Origin of the sequence: Microbacterium sp. SA39, assembly GCF_000967865.1 — a bacterium.
Classification (GTDB): Bacteria; Actinomycetota; Actinomycetes; order Actinomycetales; family Microbacteriaceae; genus Microbacterium.
Genome location: NZ_JXRU01000038.1, coordinates 121,944 through 139,819, shown reverse-complemented (window position 1 = coordinate 139,819; position 17,876 = coordinate 121,944). Strand labels below are relative to the sequence as shown.

Sequence of the window (17,876 nt, the reverse complement as noted above, 5' to 3'; positions counted from 1 at the left end):
CCACCGTACTCAGGCCGCGTCGCCGATCAGGATCGCGGCAGCGTCTGCGACCTCGGCGTCCGCCGGCTCATCGTCGATGTGGGCGAGCACGCGCCGACCCAGGAACACGGTCAGAGCGGCGAGCAGCACCGACACCGCCGCGAAGGCGTACGGCACCGTGGCGTTGAACGCGTGCCACAGCAGCGCGGCGATGGGCGGAGCCATCGCACCGCCCAGGAACCGCACGGCGGAGTATGCCGAGGACGCCACAGAGCGGGGGAGATCGGTCGCTTCCATCACGGCCTCCGTCAGCACGGTGTTCATGATGCCGAGCAGCAGACCGCCGATGACGATGCAGGCCACCAGCGCTCCGGCGTTCGCGACCACCACCCCTGCGGCGACGAGGTCCAGCGCGAGCAGCGGGAGGACGATGAGGATGATGCGGGTTCGCGGCATCCGGCGCATCAGGACCGGCGCGACCCAGACGCTGGTGACCGCGAGCGCGACGCCCCAGCCGAAGAACGTGAACCCGATCCCCATCGCGCCGAATCCCAGCGGGAACGGCGAGAAGGCGAGGAGCACGAAGAACCCGATGTTGTAGAACAGGGCGGCGACGGCGAGAATCGCGAGCGCGGGGCGGCGAAGAGCGGTGAAAGGTGCCGAGAACGGCACGGGCACGCGCTTCTCGCGCGGTCCGCGCAGGAGGACCAGCACGGCGACGAACGCGACGGCCATGAGGGCGACGACGCCGAAGAACGGCCCGCGCCAGCTCTGCTCCCCGAGGAGTCCGCCGAGGAGCGGACCGATCGCGATGCCGAGTCCCAGCGCGGCCTCATAGAGGATGATCGCCGCGCTGCTGCCGCCCGATGCTGCACCGACGATCGTCGCGAGCGCGGTGGAGATGAAGAGGGCGTTCCCGAGTCCCCAGCCGGCGCGGAACCCGATGACCGCATCGACGCTGCCGCTCAGCGCGCACAGGAGCGAGAAGGCGACGATCAGCGCCAAGCCGATCAGCAGTGTGGCCTTGGCGCCGATCCGGCTGGAGATCCAGCTCGTCACCAGCATCGCGAGCCCCGTCACCAGCAGGTAGCTGGTGAACAGCAACTCGGTCTCGACGGGGGACGCCTCGAGCGACCCGGCGATCGCCGGGAGGATCGGGTCGACGAGTCCGATGCCCATGAAGGCGACGACGCAGGCGAACGCGACGGCCCAGACCTTCGCGGGTTGCTTCCACACGGAGGGGGTGGCGGCGGCGTTCAACGGGCTTCTCCTGTCGAGTCGGGGGCGGTGTGTGCGGCGAGGATCTCCGCTGCACGGGCGAGGGCGGACCAGTCGTCGTCACTCAGGTCGGCGAAGCGCGGTGCGAGGGTCGTGCGGAACTCCTGGAGCCACGCAGCGAGAGTGTCGGCACCGCTGACCGTGATGTCGACGACCGTGGCGCGTGAATCGTCGGGGTCGGGGGAGCGGAGCACGAGTCCGTCGCGCTCCAGGGTGCCGATGAGCCGCGTCATCCCTGGCTGCGTCGTGCGTGCCGCGGCCGCGAGTGCGCCGACGCGCTGCGGGCCGCTCTGCTGGAGCAGGCTCAGGACGCGCCACTGTGCGGCCGGCGCGTCGTTGCCGGCATCCTGAGCGGCGATGCGGCCCAGCGCGTAGCCGGACAGCACCAGAGAGGGGATGACATCTGAACGATTCATACCATCCAGTATATACCGCATGGTATGTATTGGATCAGCGTCGGGCGCTGGCGATCCGCGCGGACAGCTGATGCGCGTGTGAGAGCAGCGTGCGGCCGAGCTCCGCGATGCGGTCGGGCCCGAAGCGGAACTCCACACCGGTGAGGCTCAGCGCCCACTCCGGCCGTCCGGCGCGGTCGAACACCGCCGCACCCATTCCCCAGCTGCCCTCGACGATCAGCCCGGGATTCACCGCGTAGCCGCGCTCCTTCGTCTCTGCGAGTCGGGTTCGCAGGGGGACCGCGCCGTGGGCCCGTCCCCAACTGCCTTCAAGTTCCGGGTGCCGCTCCAGGTAGGCATCCACATCGTGGTCGGGCAGGAAGGCCAGGATCGCGAGTCCGGCGCTCGCGACACCCAGAGGGAAGCGCACGCCCTCGCTCAGCACGAAGGAGCGGATCGGGAACGCGCCTTCCTCCCGCAGGAGGCAGACCGTCTCGTCTGCTCGGCGCACGGAGAAGAAGGCGCTCTCCTCGGTCTTTACAGCCAACGAGCGCACGATGTCGCGGGCGATTCCCGTCACGTCATATCGCGCGGCTGCCACCGAGCCCATCAGGAAGAGCTCGGGGCCCGGCATCCATCGCGTGCTCTCGGCATCGCGGTCGACGAGCCCCTCCGCCTTCAGCGCGCTCAGCAGACGGTGCGTCGTGGAGCGGGAGAGGTCGGCCGCTCGCGCCAGCTCTTGGAGGCCGGCACCGTTCGCGCCCGACGCCGTGACGAGACGGAGCAGATGGGCGGCGCGTGCGATCGCCTGAGCGCCCGGCACGGTTCTCGAGGGTGATTCCATAATGTGGACGCTACGCCGAGGTTCGCCCACATCGCAAGAACTTGGTTCCGCTCGGCGCGTGGAAGGCGGATGCTGGAGGGAAGCACGTATTCCGAAGGAGCAGTCGTGATCGACAAGCAGTGGGAATCGGCGGCCGCCGCCGTCGCGGACATCTCGGACGGAGCGTCGCTCGCCGTCGGCGGATTCGGCCTCTCCGGCAATCCGATCGCTCTCATCGAGGCACTTCTCGCGCAGGGGACGAAGGGCCTCAGTGTCGTGAGCAACAACTGCGGAGTCGACGACTGGGGCCTCGGCGTCCTGCTCGCGGCGCAGCGCATCCGCAAGATGACCTCGTCGTATGTCGGTGAGAACAAGGAGTTCGAACGGCAGTTCCTCTCCGGCGAGCTCGAGCTGGAACTGACCCCGCAGGGGACGCTCGCCGAGAAGCTCCGCGCCGGCGGATGCGGCATCGCTGCGTTCTTCACGCAGACCGGTGTGGGCACGCAGGTCGCCGAGGGAGGACTGCCTCGTCGGTACAACCCCGACGGATCGATCGGCGTGGCCTCGCCCGTGAAGGACGTGCGCACGTTCGACGTGAACGGCGAGCCGAAGGAGTTCGTCCTCGAAGAGGCGATCACCACCGACTACTCGCTCGTGCATGCCGCCTACGGCGACCGGCACGGCAATCTCGTCTTCAACAAAGCGGCTCGCAACTTCAACCCCCTGGCGGCCATGGCCGGCCGCGTATGCATCGCGCAGGTCGAGCGTCTCGTGGAACCGGGAGACCTCGATCCCGACAGCGTCCACCTCCCCGGTGTCTTCGTGCACCGCATCGTCGAGGTCGGCACCGACATCCCCAAGCGCATCGAGCGGCGAACTGTCTCAGAACCGGCAGTCGCCGCGAAAGGAGCCTGACATGGCGCTCACCCGTGACCAGATGGCCGCCCGTGCCGCCGCAGAGCTCGAGGACGGGGCCTACGTCAACCTCGGCATCGGCCTGCCCACCCTCGTGCCCAACCACGTGCCCTCCGACGTCACCGTGGTGCTCCAATCCGAGAACGGCATCCTCGGCGTGGGGCCGTACCCCCGGGAGGATGTCGTCGATCCCGACCTGATCAACGCGGGGAAGGAGACGGTCACCGTGCTCCCGGGTTCCGCGTTCTTCGACTCAGCGACCAGTTTCGGCATGATCCGCGGCGGCAAGATCGACGCCGCCATCCTCGGGGCCATGCAGGTGTCGGCATCCGGCGATCTCGCCAACTGGATGATCCCCGGCAAGATGGTGAAGGGGCCGGGCGGCGCCATGGACCTGGTGCATGGAGCAGGCCGCGTGATCGTCCTGATGGAGCACGTGGCACGCGACGGATCGGCCAAGATCGTGAACGACTGCTCACTGCCGCTCACCGGCCGGGGCGTTGTCGACCGGATCATCACCGACCTCGCGGTGATCGATGTCACCGCCGACGGCCTGGTGCTGGTCGAGCTCGCTCCAGGCGTCACGATCGACGAGGTCGTCACCGCCACCGAACCGCCCCTCGTCATCTCGGACACCCTCACCGACGGAAGGGCCACAGCACATGGTTGAGAACAGCATGGTTGAGAAGAGCACGGTCGAGATCACCACGGCTGCAGACGATGTCGTCATCGTCGCCGCCGCCCGCACCCCGCAGGGACGCCTGAAGGGACAGCTCGCGTCGTTCACCGCCCCGCAGCTCGGCGCCTTCGCGATCCGCGGAGCTCTCGAGCAGGCGTCCATCGACCCCGCCGACATCGACGCGGTCATCGTCGGGCAGGTGCTCGCCGCGGGATCAGGGCAGAATGCCGCCCGTCAGGCCGCGATCGGCGCGGGCATCGGCTGGGACGTCCCAGCGCACTCGGTGAACAAGGTCTGCCTGTCCGGCCTCACTGCCATCATCGATGCGGCCCGGATGATCCGCACGGGTGACGCGCTGGTCGTCGTCGCCGGCGGGATGGAGTCGATGACACGCGCACCGCACCTGCTGATGGGTTCGCGCGACGGCTGGACGTACGGCAGCGTCGAGGTGCTCGACCACATGGCCTACGACGGGCTCACCGACGCGTACGACCGCGAGAGCATGGGCGCGTCGACCGAGCGTCACAACGCCCGCTACGAGCTCACGCGCGAGGCGCAGGATGCCGTCGCGGCACTGTCGCACCAGCGCGCGGCCGCCGCTCAGGAGTCCGGCGCGTTCGATGCCGAGATCGTCACCGTGTCGGTACCGCAACGCCGCGGGGAACCCGTGCTGGTGACCAAGGACGAGGGCATCCGCCCGGAGACGACCGTCGAGACTCTCGGAGGACTCAGGGCGGCCTTCGCCGAAGGCGGCTCGATCACCGCCGGGAACTCCTCGCAGATCTCCGACGGCGCCTCTGCCGTCGTCGTGACGACTCGCGCTGTGGCCGAAGCGAAGGGCTGGCCCGTGCTGGTGACGGTCGGTGCCAGCGGACAGACGGCCGGCCCGGACAACTCCCTCCAGGCGCAGCCGGCGCGGGCGATCGAGCGGGCCTGCGAGAAGCAGGGCATCTCTCCGGCCGACCTCGACCTGGTCGAGATCAACGAGGCCTTCGGAGCCGTGGTCGCCCGGTCGCAGGTGGAACTGGGCCTCGACGGCGAGAAGGTCAACATCCACGGCGGCGGCATCGCGATCGGTCATCCGATCGGTGCGTCGGGGAACCGGCTCGTCGTGCACATCGCGCATGAGCTCGCGCGTCGAGGCGGCGGCACTGCGGCCGTCGGCCTCTGCGGTGGCGGAGGTCAGGGAGAGGCGCTCATCCTCACGCGCTGACCGCGCTCAGAGGGAGCGCGTGGGGATCGCCTCAGTTGCGACGATCCTTCGCGTGGCCCTGCGCGTCGGCGAGCGCCTTCTGCGAGCGGAACTGCAGGCGCTGGGCCTTCCGGGACTTCTTGACCGACTGGGGCGAGTCGGCGTCGACGAGCACGCCGCGCCGCTCGCGGTTCATGTCGACGACCGCGCCGACGGCGAGAGCCATCGTGATGCCCCAGCTCACCCAGGAGAGCGCCGCGCGCCACGTGATGGGTTCCTGGCGGGTGCCGCGCAGCAGCGAGATTCCCGCGGAGATCGCAGCGATGAGTCCGGTGCTGAAGAGGTAGCGCATGCCCCTACGCTACCCGCCTGCACCCCAGGCCGTCCCGAGCCTTGACAACCCCTCGCGGATGCTGGCAGGGGGATACGTCGTGAACGAGAGCCGGAGCGTGCGTTCATCGGGCTCACCCGAGAAGAAGGCGGCTCCGGGAACATAGGCGACGTCCCGGGCGAGGGCGGCGCCGAGCGTCGCCGCGGCATCCATTCCCTCAGGCAGTCGCACCCAGACGAACATGCCGCCGTCGGGGCGGTTCCACGAGCTCCCCTCCGGAAGCGCTGTCGGGAGCGCCTCGAGCATCGCGTCGCGCCGCTCGGCGTACGCGGAGCGGATCCGTTCGAGCGCCGGTTCGCCCCGGCCGGAAACGAGATAGTGAGCCGCAGCAGCCTGGTCGACGGTCGACGTGTGCAGGTCGGCCGCCTGCTTCGCGATCGTCACCGTCGGACGGATGTCGGGTGTCGTGCGGATCCAGCCGATCCGGAGTCCGGGCGCGATCACCTTCGAGAAGCTGCCGAGGCTCACGACGTGGTCGGGGGCGAAGGCCGCCAGCGAGGGCAGGGCTTCGCCGGAGTAGCGCAGCTGGCGGTACGGCTCGTCCTCGATGATGCGGAAGCCGTTCCGCTGCGCGGCATCCGCGATCCGACCTCGGGTGTCGACGTCGTGGGTGCGGCCGGTCGGGTTCTGGAACGTCGGCACGGTGTAGAAGAACTTCGGCGCGTTCTCGGCGGCGAGCCGATCGAGCGCGTCGAGATCCAGCTCGTCCCCGACGTACGGGACGCCGATCACGCGGGCTCCAGCCAGGGCGAACGTCTGCAGCGCCGCGAGGTAGCACGGCTCCTCGACGAGGATCGTGTCGCCCGGGTCGATCAACGAGGTGGCCAGCAGTCCGAGACCCTGCTGCGAGCCGGTGGTGATGATCACTTCGGATGCCGCTGTCGCGAGGCCGTCGACGGCGTAGCGCCGCGCGACCTCCTCTCGGAGAGCGCCGCTGCCCTCGGACGTCGAGTACTGCAGCACGCCGGGGGAGCCGAGCACCGCATCGAACGAGGCGCGGATCCCGTCGAGGTCGAACAGCTCAGGGGCGGGGAGACCGCCGGCGAAGGAGATGACCTCCGGCCGCTCGGTGAGGGCGAGCAGGTCGCGCACCGGCGAGGTCTTGGCGGAACCGGCGCGCTGCGATCGCGAAGGCAGCGCACGGGCGGAGGCGGTGGTGTGCGGGGGAGTGGGCAACGGCTGCTCCTGAAGGCGCGGGAGTGCGGGCACGGCGAGGCGGTGCCGCCCAGGATAGCGGTGCGCACGGCGCGGTAGAATCGACGTGTCGCGGCTCGTCCGCGGCCGCATCACCGTGTAACTACCGGCCGCGGGCATTCCCGCGGACAGCGGCGGCACCCGACATCGCGTCATCGACGCGCGAGAGCCATGACACACGCATCACCGCAGTCTCCGACGCAGCCCGCCGACACTTCCAGCCTGTTCCGCCTCGTCGGCCTCCCGTACTTCCTCCTCGCGTTCATCGCGAGGTTGCCCTTCGCCATGATGGTCGTCGGCGTGCTCACGGTCGTCGTCTCGGCACGTGGCTCGCTGTCGCTGGGCGGTCTCACCTCCGCCGCCGTCGGCCTCGGCACCGCGTGCTTCGGCCCCCTGCTGGGAGCGGCAGCCGACCGGTTCGGACAGCGCGGGGTGCTGCTCGCGCTCGCCGTCGCCAACGGCACCATGCTCGTCATCTTCACCGTCACCGTGTACGGGGCGGGCGCAGACGGCTTCGTGCTCCTCGCGGCCGTCGGTATCGGCGCGACGGCGCCTCAGGTCGCGCCGCTCTCGCGCTCGCGGCTGGTCACGATCATCCGGGAGCGGATGCCCGAGGCGCAGCGGACGCGCACGCTCTCCGGCACCATGGCCTACGAGTCGGCCGCAGACGAGACGGTGTTCGTCTTCGGGCCGTTCCTCGTCGGCATCCTCGCGTCCGCGCTCGCGCCCTGGGCGCCGCTGGTGGGAGCGGCCGCGCTGACCGTGGTGTTCGTCGGCGCCTTCGCCCTGCATCCGAGCGGGCGCCACGTGTCCCTCGAGCGTGACGCCGACGGGAAGGCGCCGTCGGCGATCTCGGATCTCTTCCGCCCGCAGCTGCTCATCGTCGTGCTCGGCATCCTGGGAGTCGGGATCTTCTTCGGCGCCATGCTCACCGCGCTCACGTCGTTCATGGCCGACCGCGGCGCACCCGAGCAGGCCGGCCTGCTCTACGGCGTGATGGGCGTCGGCTCCGCGATCCTGGCCCTCGGCGTGGCCTGGTTGCCCCCGGTATTCACTCTGCGAACCCGCTGGCTCGTCTTCTCCGGCATCCTGCTCGCGGGTACGGCGCTCCTCCCGTTCGCGGACTCGCCGGCCACCATGACGATCGCACTCGCGATCATGGGGGTCGGCATCGGCCCGACCCTCGTCACCCAGTACAGCTTCGGCGCCGCGCGCAGCCCGATCGGGCGTTCGGCGACCGTGATGACGATGCTCGGCTCTGGCGTGGTCGTCGGGCAGTCGCTGGGTGCGGCGACGACAGGCGGGATCGCGGAGAGCATCGGAACGGCTCCTGCCCTGTTCATTCCTGTGATCGCGGCGCTCGTCGTCTTCGTCGCCGGAGTCGTGAACTGGTTCCTCAGCCGCACGGCGCCGCGCGCCGCGCGTACCGTCGCCTGACGACCTGGCGAACAGCGGGCGTCAACATCGGTAGCCTGGGGAGCATCCACCCCCTGTCGTGAGGAGTCACCATGGCCGCCGCAGATTTCGTCGTGGTCGCCAATCGGCTTCCTGTCGATCGTGCCGCAGGACCCGACGGCGAAGAGGTGTGGCGCACGTCGCCCGGCGGACTCGTGGCCGCGTTGGAACCCGTCATGCGCAGCGTCAACGGCGCCTGGGTCGGCTGGCCGGGGCAGGCCGACCTCGAGCTCAAGCCGTTCACCTCGGGAGGCATCAGGCTCATCCCGATCACGCTGAGCGAGCAGGAGATCGCCGAGTACTACGAGGGCTTCTCCAACGACACGATCTGGCCGCTCTATCACGACGTCATCGCGCCACCGCAATACCACCGGGAATGGTGGGACGCGTACGTCGCGGTCAACCGCCGGTTCGCGGATGCCGCCGCCGCAGCTGTCGCTCAGGACGGCACGGTCTGGGTGCACGACTATCAGCTGCAGCTCGTGCCGCAGATGATCAGGGCGCTGCGTCCGGACGTGACCATCGGATACTTCCACCACATCCCGTTCCCGACGCACGGCCTGTATGCGCAGCTCCCGTGGCGCGGGCAGGTCCTGCGCGGACTGCTCGGAGCCGATGTGATCGGCTTCCAGCGCGCCACCGACGCCACGAACTTCCTCAACGCGATCCGTCGACGCCTGAAGTACGACATCAAGGCCTCGACCGTCACCGTGCCGTCGGGCAACGGCGAGATCGACGACCGGGGGGAGTCGCACAAGGCGCTGGTGAAGGCGTTCCCGATCTCCATCGACACCGAGCCCTATCTCGAGCTCGCCGCGCGACCCGACATCCAGGCGCGCGCCGCCGAGATCCGCGAGAGCCTCGGCAACCCGAAGCGCATCCTCCTCGGCGTCGACCGCCTCGACTACACCAAGGGCATCGGGCATCGCATCAAGGCGTACGGAGAGCTGCTCACCGATGGTGTCCTCTCTGTCGAGGACGTGACCTTGGTGCAGGTGGCGAGCCCCAGCCGCGAGCGCGTCGACGCGTATGCCAACCTGCGCGACGAGATCGAGCTCTCCGTCGCCCGCATCAACGGCGACACCGACACGATGGGCCACACCGCCATCCGGTACCTGCACCAGGGCTACCCCCGCGAGGAGATGGTCGCGCTGTACCTCGCCGCCGACGTGATGCTCGTGACCGCCCTGCGCGACGGCATGAACCTGGTCGCCAAGGAGTACGTCGCCACACGCACCGACAACAGGGGAGTGCTCGTGCTGAGCGAGTTCGCCGGCGCCGCCGACGAACTGGGCAGCGCGATCCAGGTGAATCCGCACGACATCGAAGGCCTCAAGGAGGCGATCATGCGCGCCGTCGAGATGCCCCCGCGGGAGCAGTCCCGGCGGATGCGGTCGATGCGGCGCCGCGTGCTCGACCACGATGTCACCGCCTGGTCCGACTCGTTCCTGTCCGCCCTTTCCGCAGCGCGCCGCGCGCGCTGACCCACCGACTCGAAAACGGAGAACACGTGACCCGCGCCTGGACCCCCGGAGCCCCTGACGCCGATCTGTCGGCGCTCGCAGCGACCCCCCGCCTGGTCGTCGCCCTCGACTTCGACGGCACGGCATCCCCTCTCGTCCCCGACCCGATGGCGGCCCGGGCTCTTCCCGAGGTCGCCGCGCAGGTCGCGCGGCTGGCCGCGCTGCCGGACACGGTGGTCGCGTACGTCTCCGGACGCAGCATGCATGACCTCCGCGAGATCACCGAGCACTCCGACGACTCGGTCATCGCGCTGGCCGGTTCGCACGGCGCCCAGTACTGGTTCCCGGGCGAGGGCGACGCCGCAGAGTCGGGCGAGGCCACCGAGGACGGCGCGCGCGAGGAGCTGTGGGCAGCCGCCCGTCCGATCATCGAGCGCTACGAGGGCGCCGAGTTCGAGCCGAAGACATTCGGCATGGGCGTGCACACGCGCCGGGCAGACCGCGAGACCGAGGAGCGCGTCTTCGCGGACATCGACGCTCTGGTCGCGGAGCGCTTCCCGCACTGGCGCCGTCGCGCGGGGCACCGCGTCCTGGAGTTCTCATCGCGCTCCGAGGGGAAGGATGCCGCCGTCGCGGCACTCCGCGAGCGCTTCGACGCCACCGGCATCCTGTTCGCCGGCGATGACGTGACCGACGAGGACGCCATGCGCGTGCTGCAGGCGGGGGATCTCGGCGTGCGGGTCGGCCCGGGCGAGAGCGCGGCCATCCTTCGTGTGGACAACCCACAACAGATGGGCGCGCTTCTGGAGGCCCTGGCGGACGAGCGCTCCTCACTCCGGCAATAGACTTCGGTCATGTCATCGCACGATCCTTCTCCCAGCGCGTCCATCGACATCAAGCCCCGCAGCCGAGTCGTCACGGACGGCATCGAGGCCACGACCTCTCGCGGCATGCTTCGCGCCGTCGGCATGGGCGACGCGGACTGGGAGAAGCCGCAGATCGGCATCGCCTCCAGCTGGAACGAGATCACCCCCTGCAACCTGAGCCTCGACCGGCTCGCGCAGGGTGCGAAGGAGGGCGTGCACTCCGGGGGAGGCTACCCACTGCAGTTCGGCACGATCTCCGTCTCGGACGGCATCTCGATGGGGCACGAGGGCATGCACTTCTCGCTCGTCTCGCGTGAGGTCATCGCCGACTCGGTCGAGACCGTGATGATGGCCGAGCGCCTCGACGGATCGGTCCTGCTCGCCGGCTGCGACAAGTCGATCCCCGGCATGCTCATGGCCAGTGCCCGCCTCGACCTGTCCAGCGTGTTCCTCTACGCCGGCTCGATCGCTCCTGGCTGGGTGAAGCTGTCGGACGGCACCGAGAAGGACGTCACCATCATCGACTCGTTCGAGGCGGTCGGCGCCTGCCGGGCCGGCCTGATGAGCGAGGAAGACCTCAAGCGCATCGAGTGCGCGATCGCGCCGGGCGAGGGCGCGTGCGGCGGCATGTACACCGCGAACACCATGGCATCCGTCGCCGAGGCGCTCGGACTGAGCCTTCCCGGTTCGGCCGCGCCGCCCGCCGCGGACCGCCGACGCGACTACTACGCCCACCGCTCCGGCGAGGCCGTCGTGAACCTGCTGCGCCAGGGCATCACGACCCGCGACATCCTCACCAAGGAGGCGTTCGAGAACGCGATCGCACTGGCGATGGCTCTCGGCGGCTCGACCAACGTCGTGCTGCACCTGCTGGCCATCGCCCGCGAGGCCGACGTTGATCTGAACCTCCACGACTTCAACCGCATCGGCGACAAGGTGCCCCACGTCGCCGACATGAAGCCCTTCGGTAAGTACGTCATGAACGACGTCGACCGCCACGGCGGCATCCCTGTGATCATGAAGGCGATGCTCGACGAGGGACTCCTGCACGGCGATGCCCTCACCGTGACCGGCAAGACTCTCGCCGAGAACCTCGCCGACCTGAACCCCGAGCCGATCGACGGCACGGTCATCCACACCTTCGACAACCCGATCCACGCCACCGGTGGCCTCACGATCCTGCACGGGTCGCTCGCTCCCGAGGGCGCGGTCGTGAAGACCGCGGGCTTCGACGCAGCCGTCTTCGAAGGGCCGGCCCGCGTGTTCGAGCGCGAGCGCGCCGCGATGGATGCCGTCGCCGAGGGCGAGATCGAAGCGGGCACCGTCATCGTCATCCGCTACGAGGGGCCCAAGGGCGGACCGGGAATGCGCGAGATGCTCGCCATCACCGCGGCCATCAAGGGCGCTGGACTCGGAAAAGATGTACTACTCTTGACGGACGGACGATTCTCAGGCGGCACAACCGGCCTGTGCATCGGCCACATAGCACCCGAAGCGGTGGACGCAGGTCCGATCGCCTTCGTGCGCGATGGTGATCTGATACGGGTCGATATCGCAGCTCGCTCTCTCGACCTACTCGTCGACGACGCTGAGCTCGCCTCCCGCCGCTCTGGCTGGGAGCCGCTTCCCCCGCGCTACACCCGAGGCGTTCTCGCCAAGTACTCGCGCCTCGTGCGGTCCGCCGCAGAGGGAGCGACCACAGGCTGATCCGGATGCCACCGGCATCCGGAGTCTCCACAGACCACCAGAAGGAATCTCATGACTGCTGACTCCGTCTCGGCCGTGCCGAGGCCACCTGCCCGTCAAGCCTCTGCGCCGGAGATGTCCGGCGCAGAAGCCGTCGTCCGCTCGCTCGTGCTTCTCGGCGTCACGGATGTCTTCGGACTTCCGGGCGGCGCGATCCTTCCTGTCTACGATCCGCTGATGGATGCCGACGATCTCCGCCACATCCTCGTGCGCCACGAGCAGGGCGCGGGTCACGCGGCCGAGGGTTACGCGTCCGCATCCGGCAAGGTCGGCGTGTGCATCGCGACCTCCGGCCCCGGTGCGACGAACCTCGTCACCGCGATCGCCGACGCCTACATGGACTCGGTGCCGCTGCTGGCCATCACCGGCCAGGTGTTCTCCACCCTCATGGGCACGGACGCGTTCCAGGAGGCCGACATCGTCGGCATCACGATGCCGGTGACGAAGCACTCGTTCCTGGTGAAGGATGCCGCCGAGATCCCGGGCGCCCTCGCAGCCGCCTACGAGATCGCCTCGACCGGTCGCCCCGGTCCCGTGCTCGTGGACATCACCAAGGACGCCCAGCAGGCCATGGCGCCGTTCGTCTGGCCGCCGAAGGTCGACCTGCCCGGCTACCGGCCTGTGACGAAGGCGCACGGCAAGCAGATCCACGCCGCAGCCGCCCTGTTCGCCGAGGCGAAGAAGCCGGTGCTGTACGTCGGCGGCGGCGTCATCCGCGGCCGCGCGTCCGCCGAGTTGCTGCAGCTCGCTGAGACGACCGGTGCACCCGTCGTCACCACGCTCATGGCACGCGGCGCGTTCCCCGACTCGCACCCGCAGCACCTCGGCATGCCGGGCATGCACGGCACGGTTCCGGCAGTGCTCGCGCTGCAGGAGGCCGACCTGCTCATCTCGCTCGGTGCGCGCTTCGATGACCGCGTGACCGGCAAGGCCGCGCTTTTCGCCCCGAACGCCAAGGTCGTGCACGTCGACATCGACCCCGCCGAGATCTCGAAGATCCGCACGGCCGATGTGCCGATCGTGGGCGACGTGCGCGACGTGCTCACGGATCTGGATGCCGCCTACCGCGGCGCGATCGGTGACGGGAAGCCGGACACCGAGGAGTGGTGGTCCTACCTCGACGGACTGCGCAACGAGTTCCCCCTCGGCTACACGCCCCCGACGGACGGGCTCCTGGCTCCGCAGCACGTGATCCAGCGGATCGGCGAGCTCACCGGCCCCGAAGGCGTCTACGCCTCGGGTGTCGGCCAGCACCAGATGTGGTCGGCGCAGTTCATCAAGTACGAGCGTCCGAACTCCTGGCTGAACTCCGGCGGCGCCGGAACCATGGGGTACGCCGTGCCCGCAGCGATGGGCGCGAAGGTCGCCGAGCCGCACCGAGACGTATGGGCGATCGACGGCGACGGCTGCTTCCAGATGACCAACCAGGAGCTCGCGACCTGCACGATCAACAACATCCCGATCAAGGTCGCGATCATCAACAACTCCTCGCTGGGCATGGTGCGGCAGTGGCAGACGCTGTTCTACGACGGCCGCCACTCGAACACCGACCTGAACACGGGGCACGGCACCGTGCGCATCCCCGACTTCGTCAAGCTCGCGGAAGCCTACGGGTGCCTCGCGATCCGGGTGGAGAGGGAGGACGAGGTGGATGCCGCGATCAAGCTCGCCCTCGAGACGAACGATCGTCCGGTGGTGATCGACTTCGTGGTGAGCGCCGACTCCATGGTGTGGCCCATGGTCCCGCAGGGAGTCAGCAACAGCTATGTCCAGTACGCGCGCGACCACGCGCCCAGCTTCGACGAGGAGGACTGATCCATGTCGACCCATGTGCTGAGCCTGCTGGTGGAGGACCGTCCCGGTCTGCTCACCCGTGTCGCCGGGCTTTTCGCCCGCCGCAGCTTCAACATCGAGTCCCTCGCCGTGGGCGTGACCGAGGTTCCGGGTATCTCCCGGATCACGGTCGTCGTCGACGTCGAGGAGCAGCTCCCTCTCGAGCAGGTGACGAAGCAGCTGAACAAGCTCATCAATGTCATCAAGATCGTCGAGCTCGACTTCGCCACCTCGGTGCAGCGCGAGCACATGCTCGTCAAGGTGCGCACCGACAACTCCACACGCTCGAACGTCATCGAGGTGGTGAACCTGTTCCGTGCCTCGGTCGTCGACTACGCCGCGGAGGCGCTGGTGATCGAGGTCACCGGCGACAAGGGCAAGGTCGAGGCGATGCTGCGGGCGCTCGAGCCCTTCGGCATCAAGGAGATCGCCCAATCGGGTCTCCTCGCGATCGGCCGCGGCGGCAAGAGCATCACCGAGCGCGTCCTGCGCGGCTGAACCAGTACATCAATCCAGAAACTGCGAGGATTCGCCCGGTCGTTGAGCGAGCGAAGCGAGTCGAAACGCAGAGACGAAACGCAACGAACAAGGAGAAACACACCGTGAGCACCGAGATCTTCTACGACGCCGACGCCGACCTGTCCCTGATCCAGGGCAAGAAGGTCGCGATCGTCGGTTACGGATCGCAGGGTCACGCCCACGCGCAGAACCTGCGCGACTCGGGTGTCGAGGTCGCCATCGCGCTCAAGGAGGGCTCCAAGTCCGCCGCGAAGGCAGAAGAGGCCGGATTCGCGGTCAAGACCGTCGCCGACGCCACCGAGTGGGCCGACCTCATCATGATCCTCGCGCCGGACCAGCACCAGCGCACCATCTACAGCGAGTCGATCGCGCCGAACCTGACCGAGGGCAAGACGCTCGCCTTCGCGCACGGCTTCAACATCCGCTTCGGCTACATCGACGCTCCCGAGGGTGTCGACGTGATCCTCATCGCACCGAAGGCTCCTGGCCACACGGTCCGTCGCGAGTTCGTCGCCGGCCGTGGCATCCCGGACATCATCGCCGTCGAGCGCGACGCCTCCGGGCACGCCTGGGATGTCGCCCTGTCGTACGCCAAGGCCATCGGCGGCACCCGCGCCGGCGTCATCAAGACCACCTTCACCGAGGAGACGGAGACCGACCTCTTCGGCGAGCAGGCCGTGCTCTGCGGTGGCGTGAGCCACCTCGTACAGGCCGGTTTCGAGACCCTCACCGAGGCGGGCTACCAGCCGCAGATCGCGTACTTCGAGGTGCTGCACGAGCTGAAGCTCATCGTCGACCTGATGTGGGAGGGCGGCATCGCCAAGCAGCGCTGGTCGATCTCCGACACCGCCGAGTTCGGCGACTACGTCTCCGGCCCGCGCGTCATCGACGCCCGCGTCAAGGAGAGCATGCAGGGCGTTCTCGCCGACATCCAGTCGGGTGCCTTCGCGAAGCGCTTCATCGACGACCAGGACAACGGGGCCGAGGAGTTTCTGGCGCTGCGCGCCAAGGAGGAGACCCACCCGATCGAGGTCACCGGCAAGGAGCTCCGCTCGCTCTTCGCCTGGAAGCAGCAGGATGAGGACTACGTCGACGGCAGCGCTGCGCGCTGATCTGATCTGAGAACGAAAGAACGGGCACCCCACGCGGGGTGCCCGTTCTTTCGTTCCCCCCTCAGGGACGGGGGAGCGGCTGGTCGACGCGCTCGGAGTGGATCAGGCTCGCTCAGCGCGCGGTCACTCGGCCGGCGCCTCCTCGACCTGAATCGGCGCATCGGCCGGATCCGCCCAGACGGGGGCGGGGAGCAGGGTGTCGACCTGTCCGGCCTGGATGGCGCGGAGGGCTTCTGTGATCTCCTCGTCGTTCTCCGGCACGGCGAGATCGCAGGCCCGCAGCTCGGAGGCGAACTGCAGGGTGAGGCGGATCTTGCCCGCCTCGACGGCCTCCGCCGTCGTGCCTGTGCGGATCTCGCTGCCGGTCTGGATCGCAGAGACCTCATCGCAGACGTGGTAGACCTCACCGCCGTCCACCCAGACGACCTCGTCCTTGCCGAGGAGCTGGATCACGGCCGACTGGTCGGCGGTGTACTGCTCGACCGAGGGCGGATCGAAGTCGATGCCGAGGACCACGGCGAGGGCAGCGAGAGCGATGCCGACGATGCCGGCCGTCGTCTTCTGCCCCTTGTCCATGTCCTTGTTGAGGAAGATGAGGATGATGAGCGGCAGGAAGGCCACGACGGCGATGATGGCGCCGAGCTGGTTCTGCACGAAGAACCGCGTCTTGTCGGACTTGCGCGCAGGATCGAGGCGGTTCGCCTTCTTCCAGAGCACCGAACCGGTGATGGAGAGCGCAGCGATGACGACGAGGAGCACCAGGAGCGCGATGAACGCCCACTGCGGGAACTGAGCGGTGACGCCCTGCTCCTGCAGGAGACCGGTGTCGGGGTCGCGAACGAGCGTGCCGTCCTCTCCGACGAAGACGCGCTGACGGAGGAGCCAGAAGATGCCGACCGCTTCGCCGATGATCGCGAGCGCCCAGAGCACCCCGGCGATCCAGCGGAAGGTCGTCGCCTTCTTCTTCGCATCAGCCGTCGGGGTCCATCCTGCACGCGGCTCGGACCCGTCGTTGCCCGGCTCTTCCCGCTCGACGCGATCGACCTTCTCGTTCTCAGCCACAGCGTTCCCTTCCCCCTGCCGAGGGCCTCCGTGGCCCGATGCACCCCGAGCATAGTGGACGGCGTGTCCTACTCTGGGGGGATGACTTCCGATTCCGACGACGCCCTCAGCTGGGACGGCGATGAGGCCTCGACGCCGAAGGATCCGGCGGCAGATCCGGCGTTGCCGCGCGGGTGGAATGCGGTCGGAAAGGGCAGCGGCGATGTCGGCAGGGTCGCAGACGACGGGACCGTCACGCCCGCCGATGACACGGACCGCGGACTCAGCAACGCGATGCTGCTGGTGCTCGGCGTGGTCGGCGGGGTGTACCTGCTCTACACGATCGGCTGGGTGGTGGCGGGCCTGCGACTGCGGCCGCTGGCATCCTTCCTCGTCGACGACTTCATGTTCCTCCCGTGGTTCGTGCTCGCGATCGCCGCGCCCGCGCTCTGGTTCCTCGCGAGCTGGGTGCTGACGCGGGGGAAGGCGGCGTGGATCCGCATCTCCGTCCTGATCGCCGGTGTGGTGCTCCTCGTGCCCTGGCCCTTCGTCACCGTGGGGGTGATCGGCGCATGAGCGACTCGCAGCCCACTCCGGTCTCCGCCGGGTCTCCGCGCTGGCTCGTCGGTCTCGTGATCGGGCTCGCCGGGCTTGTGTACGCGTACGCCCTCTGGAACGCGGTCGCGCATCTGATCAACATGGCACGGACGGGACTCACCGGAACGGGATGGATCACGCTGCTGTTCGGCGTTCTGTTCCCCGCTCTCGTCTTCGTGTTCGCCTACCTCATCGGGCGACGGCGTCGGGTGGGCGAACTGACTCTCACGTTCCTGGCGGGCCTCGGGATCGTCGCGGTCTTCTGGCTCAACCTCATCGCGCTGAGCCTGACGCTGCCCAGCGCCTGACGCGAGCAGCCCTGACGCGAGCCGTCCTGACGCGAGCCGTCACACGCACGGAGCGGCGCGACCGCTCGGGTACAGTTGAGGTGATCGCGC

Annotated in this window: 18 protein-coding genes; 12 read left to right on the top strand and 6 right to left on the bottom strand. The window is 68.8% G+C overall.

What is annotated here, in order from left to right; translation table 11 throughout:
* Positions 1 to 9: 9 nt before the first annotated feature.
* The 3 genes from RS85_RS15475 to RS85_RS15465 are packed head-to-tail and all read right to left on the bottom strand — an operon-like array spanning position 10 to position 2,496.
* Complete coding sequence (locus RS85_RS15475; RefSeq protein WP_046014362.1) at positions 10 to 1,239, bottom strand: MFS transporter; 1,230 nt, start codon at positions 1,237 to 1,239, stop codon at positions 10 to 12.
* Positions 1,236 to 1,673 (bottom strand): MarR family winged helix-turn-helix transcriptional regulator, encoded by a 438-nt coding sequence (locus RS85_RS15470; protein ID WP_046014361.1) that lies wholly within the window; start codon positions 1,671 to 1,673, stop codon positions 1,236 to 1,238. The genes RS85_RS15475 and RS85_RS15470 overlap by 4 nt, the downstream gene beginning before the upstream one ends.
* 34 nt (positions 1,674 to 1,707) lie before the next feature.
* A complete protein-coding gene (locus tag RS85_RS15465) occupies positions 1,708 to 2,496 on the bottom strand; it encodes an IclR family transcriptional regulator (protein ID WP_046014360.1) in 789 nt (262 codons plus the stop codon).
* Positions 2,497 to 2,601: 105 nt separating this feature from the next.
* Here RS85_RS15465 and RS85_RS15460 point away from each other — a divergent pair, with 105 nt between their 5' ends.
* From RS85_RS15460 to RS85_RS15450, 3 genes are read left to right on the top strand one after another with little or no spacing between them, the layout of a single operon-like run.
* On the top strand, positions 2,602 to 3,390 hold the full coding sequence (locus RS85_RS15460; protein ID WP_046014521.1) for a CoA transferase subunit A: 789 nt from the start codon (positions 2,602 to 2,604) through the stop codon (positions 3,388 to 3,390).
* A gap of 1 nt (position 3,391) precedes the next feature.
* Positions 3,392 to 4,060, top strand: a complete 669-nt coding sequence (locus tag RS85_RS15455) for a 3-oxoacid CoA-transferase subunit B (protein WP_200894852.1) — start codon at positions 3,392 to 3,394, stop codon at positions 4,058 to 4,060.
* A gap of 7 nt (positions 4,061 to 4,067) precedes the next feature.
* A complete protein-coding gene (locus RS85_RS15450; RefSeq protein WP_046014359.1) occupies positions 4,068 to 5,282 on the top strand; it encodes an acetyl-CoA C-acetyltransferase in 1,215 nt (404 codons plus the stop codon).
* Positions 5,283 to 5,313: 31 nt separating this feature from the next.
* Here RS85_RS15450 and RS85_RS15445 read toward each other — a convergent pair whose 3' ends face one another.
* Both RS85_RS15445 and RS85_RS15440 read right to left on the bottom strand, forming a co-directional pair.
* Complete coding sequence (locus RS85_RS15445; protein ID WP_046014358.1) at positions 5,314 to 5,613, bottom strand: hypothetical protein; 300 nt, start codon at positions 5,611 to 5,613, stop codon at positions 5,314 to 5,316.
* A gap of 9 nt (positions 5,614 to 5,622) precedes the next feature.
* Positions 5,623 to 6,828 carry an aminotransferase-like domain-containing protein gene (locus RS85_RS15440; protein WP_235282457.1) on the bottom strand — a complete coding sequence of 402 codons (1,206 nt, stop codon included), beginning with the start codon at positions 6,826 to 6,828 and terminating at the stop codon, positions 5,623 to 5,625.
* 189 nt (positions 6,829 to 7,017) lie between these two features.
* Between RS85_RS15440 and RS85_RS15435 the strand changes: the two genes are divergently transcribed.
* The 7 genes from RS85_RS15435 to ilvC all read left to right on the top strand — a co-directional run bounded on the left by RS85_RS15435 (position 7,018) and on the right by ilvC (position 15,840).
* On the top strand, positions 7,018 to 8,283 hold the full coding sequence (locus RS85_RS15435; RefSeq protein ID WP_046014357.1) for an MFS transporter: 1,266 nt from the start codon (positions 7,018 to 7,020) through the stop codon (positions 8,281 to 8,283).
* A 71-nt stretch (positions 8,284 to 8,354) separates the two neighbouring features.
* Positions 8,355 to 9,785 carry an alpha,alpha-trehalose-phosphate synthase (UDP-forming) gene (locus RS85_RS15430; RefSeq protein ID WP_046014356.1) on the top strand — a complete coding sequence of 477 codons (1,431 nt, stop codon included), beginning with the start codon at positions 8,355 to 8,357 and terminating at the stop codon, positions 9,783 to 9,785.
* Positions 9,786 to 9,811: 26 nt separating this feature from the next.
* Positions 9,812 to 10,609 carry a trehalose-phosphatase gene (otsB, locus tag RS85_RS15425; protein WP_046014355.1) on the top strand — a complete coding sequence of 266 codons (798 nt, stop codon included), beginning with the start codon at positions 9,812 to 9,814 and terminating at the stop codon, positions 10,607 to 10,609.
* Between the two features lie 9 nt (positions 10,610 to 10,618).
* A complete protein-coding gene (gene ilvD / locus RS85_RS19910) occupies positions 10,619 to 12,337 on the top strand; it encodes a dihydroxy-acid dehydratase (RefSeq protein ID WP_046014354.1) in 1,719 nt (572 codons plus the stop codon).
* 51 nt (positions 12,338 to 12,388) lie between these two features.
* Entirely contained in the window at positions 12,389 to 14,191 is a 1,803-nt protein-coding gene (locus tag RS85_RS19905; RefSeq protein WP_046014353.1) for an acetolactate synthase large subunit, read from the top strand.
* A gap of 3 nt (positions 14,192 to 14,194) precedes the next feature.
* Positions 14,195 to 14,707 (top strand): acetolactate synthase small subunit, encoded by a 513-nt coding sequence (gene ilvN / locus RS85_RS15410; protein WP_046014352.1) that lies wholly within the window; start codon positions 14,195 to 14,197, stop codon positions 14,705 to 14,707.
* Positions 14,708 to 14,811: 104 nt separating this feature from the next.
* Positions 14,812 to 15,840 carry a ketol-acid reductoisomerase gene (gene ilvC, locus RS85_RS15405; protein ID WP_046014351.1) on the top strand — a complete coding sequence of 343 codons (1,029 nt, stop codon included), beginning with the start codon at positions 14,812 to 14,814 and terminating at the stop codon, positions 15,838 to 15,840.
* Positions 15,841 to 15,963: 123 nt separating this feature from the next.
* Here the strand turns inward: ilvC and RS85_RS15400 are convergent, their stop codons facing one another.
* Entirely contained in the window at positions 15,964 to 16,902 is a 939-nt protein-coding gene (locus RS85_RS15400; protein ID WP_046014350.1) for a hypothetical protein, read from the bottom strand.
* 81 nt (positions 16,903 to 16,983) lie between these two features.
* Between RS85_RS15400 and RS85_RS15395 the strand changes: the two genes are divergently transcribed.
* Both RS85_RS15395 and RS85_RS15390 read left to right on the top strand, forming a co-directional pair.
* Positions 16,984 to 17,457 carry a hypothetical protein gene (locus RS85_RS15395; RefSeq protein ID WP_046014349.1) on the top strand — a complete coding sequence of 158 codons (474 nt, stop codon included), beginning with the start codon at positions 16,984 to 16,986 and terminating at the stop codon, positions 17,455 to 17,457.
* Entirely contained in the window at positions 17,454 to 17,786 is a 333-nt protein-coding gene (locus RS85_RS15390) for a hypothetical protein (RefSeq protein WP_046014348.1), read from the top strand. Before RS85_RS15395 ends, RS85_RS15390 begins: the two co-directional genes overlap by 4 nt.
* Positions 17,787 to 17,876 lie beyond the last annotated feature (90 nt).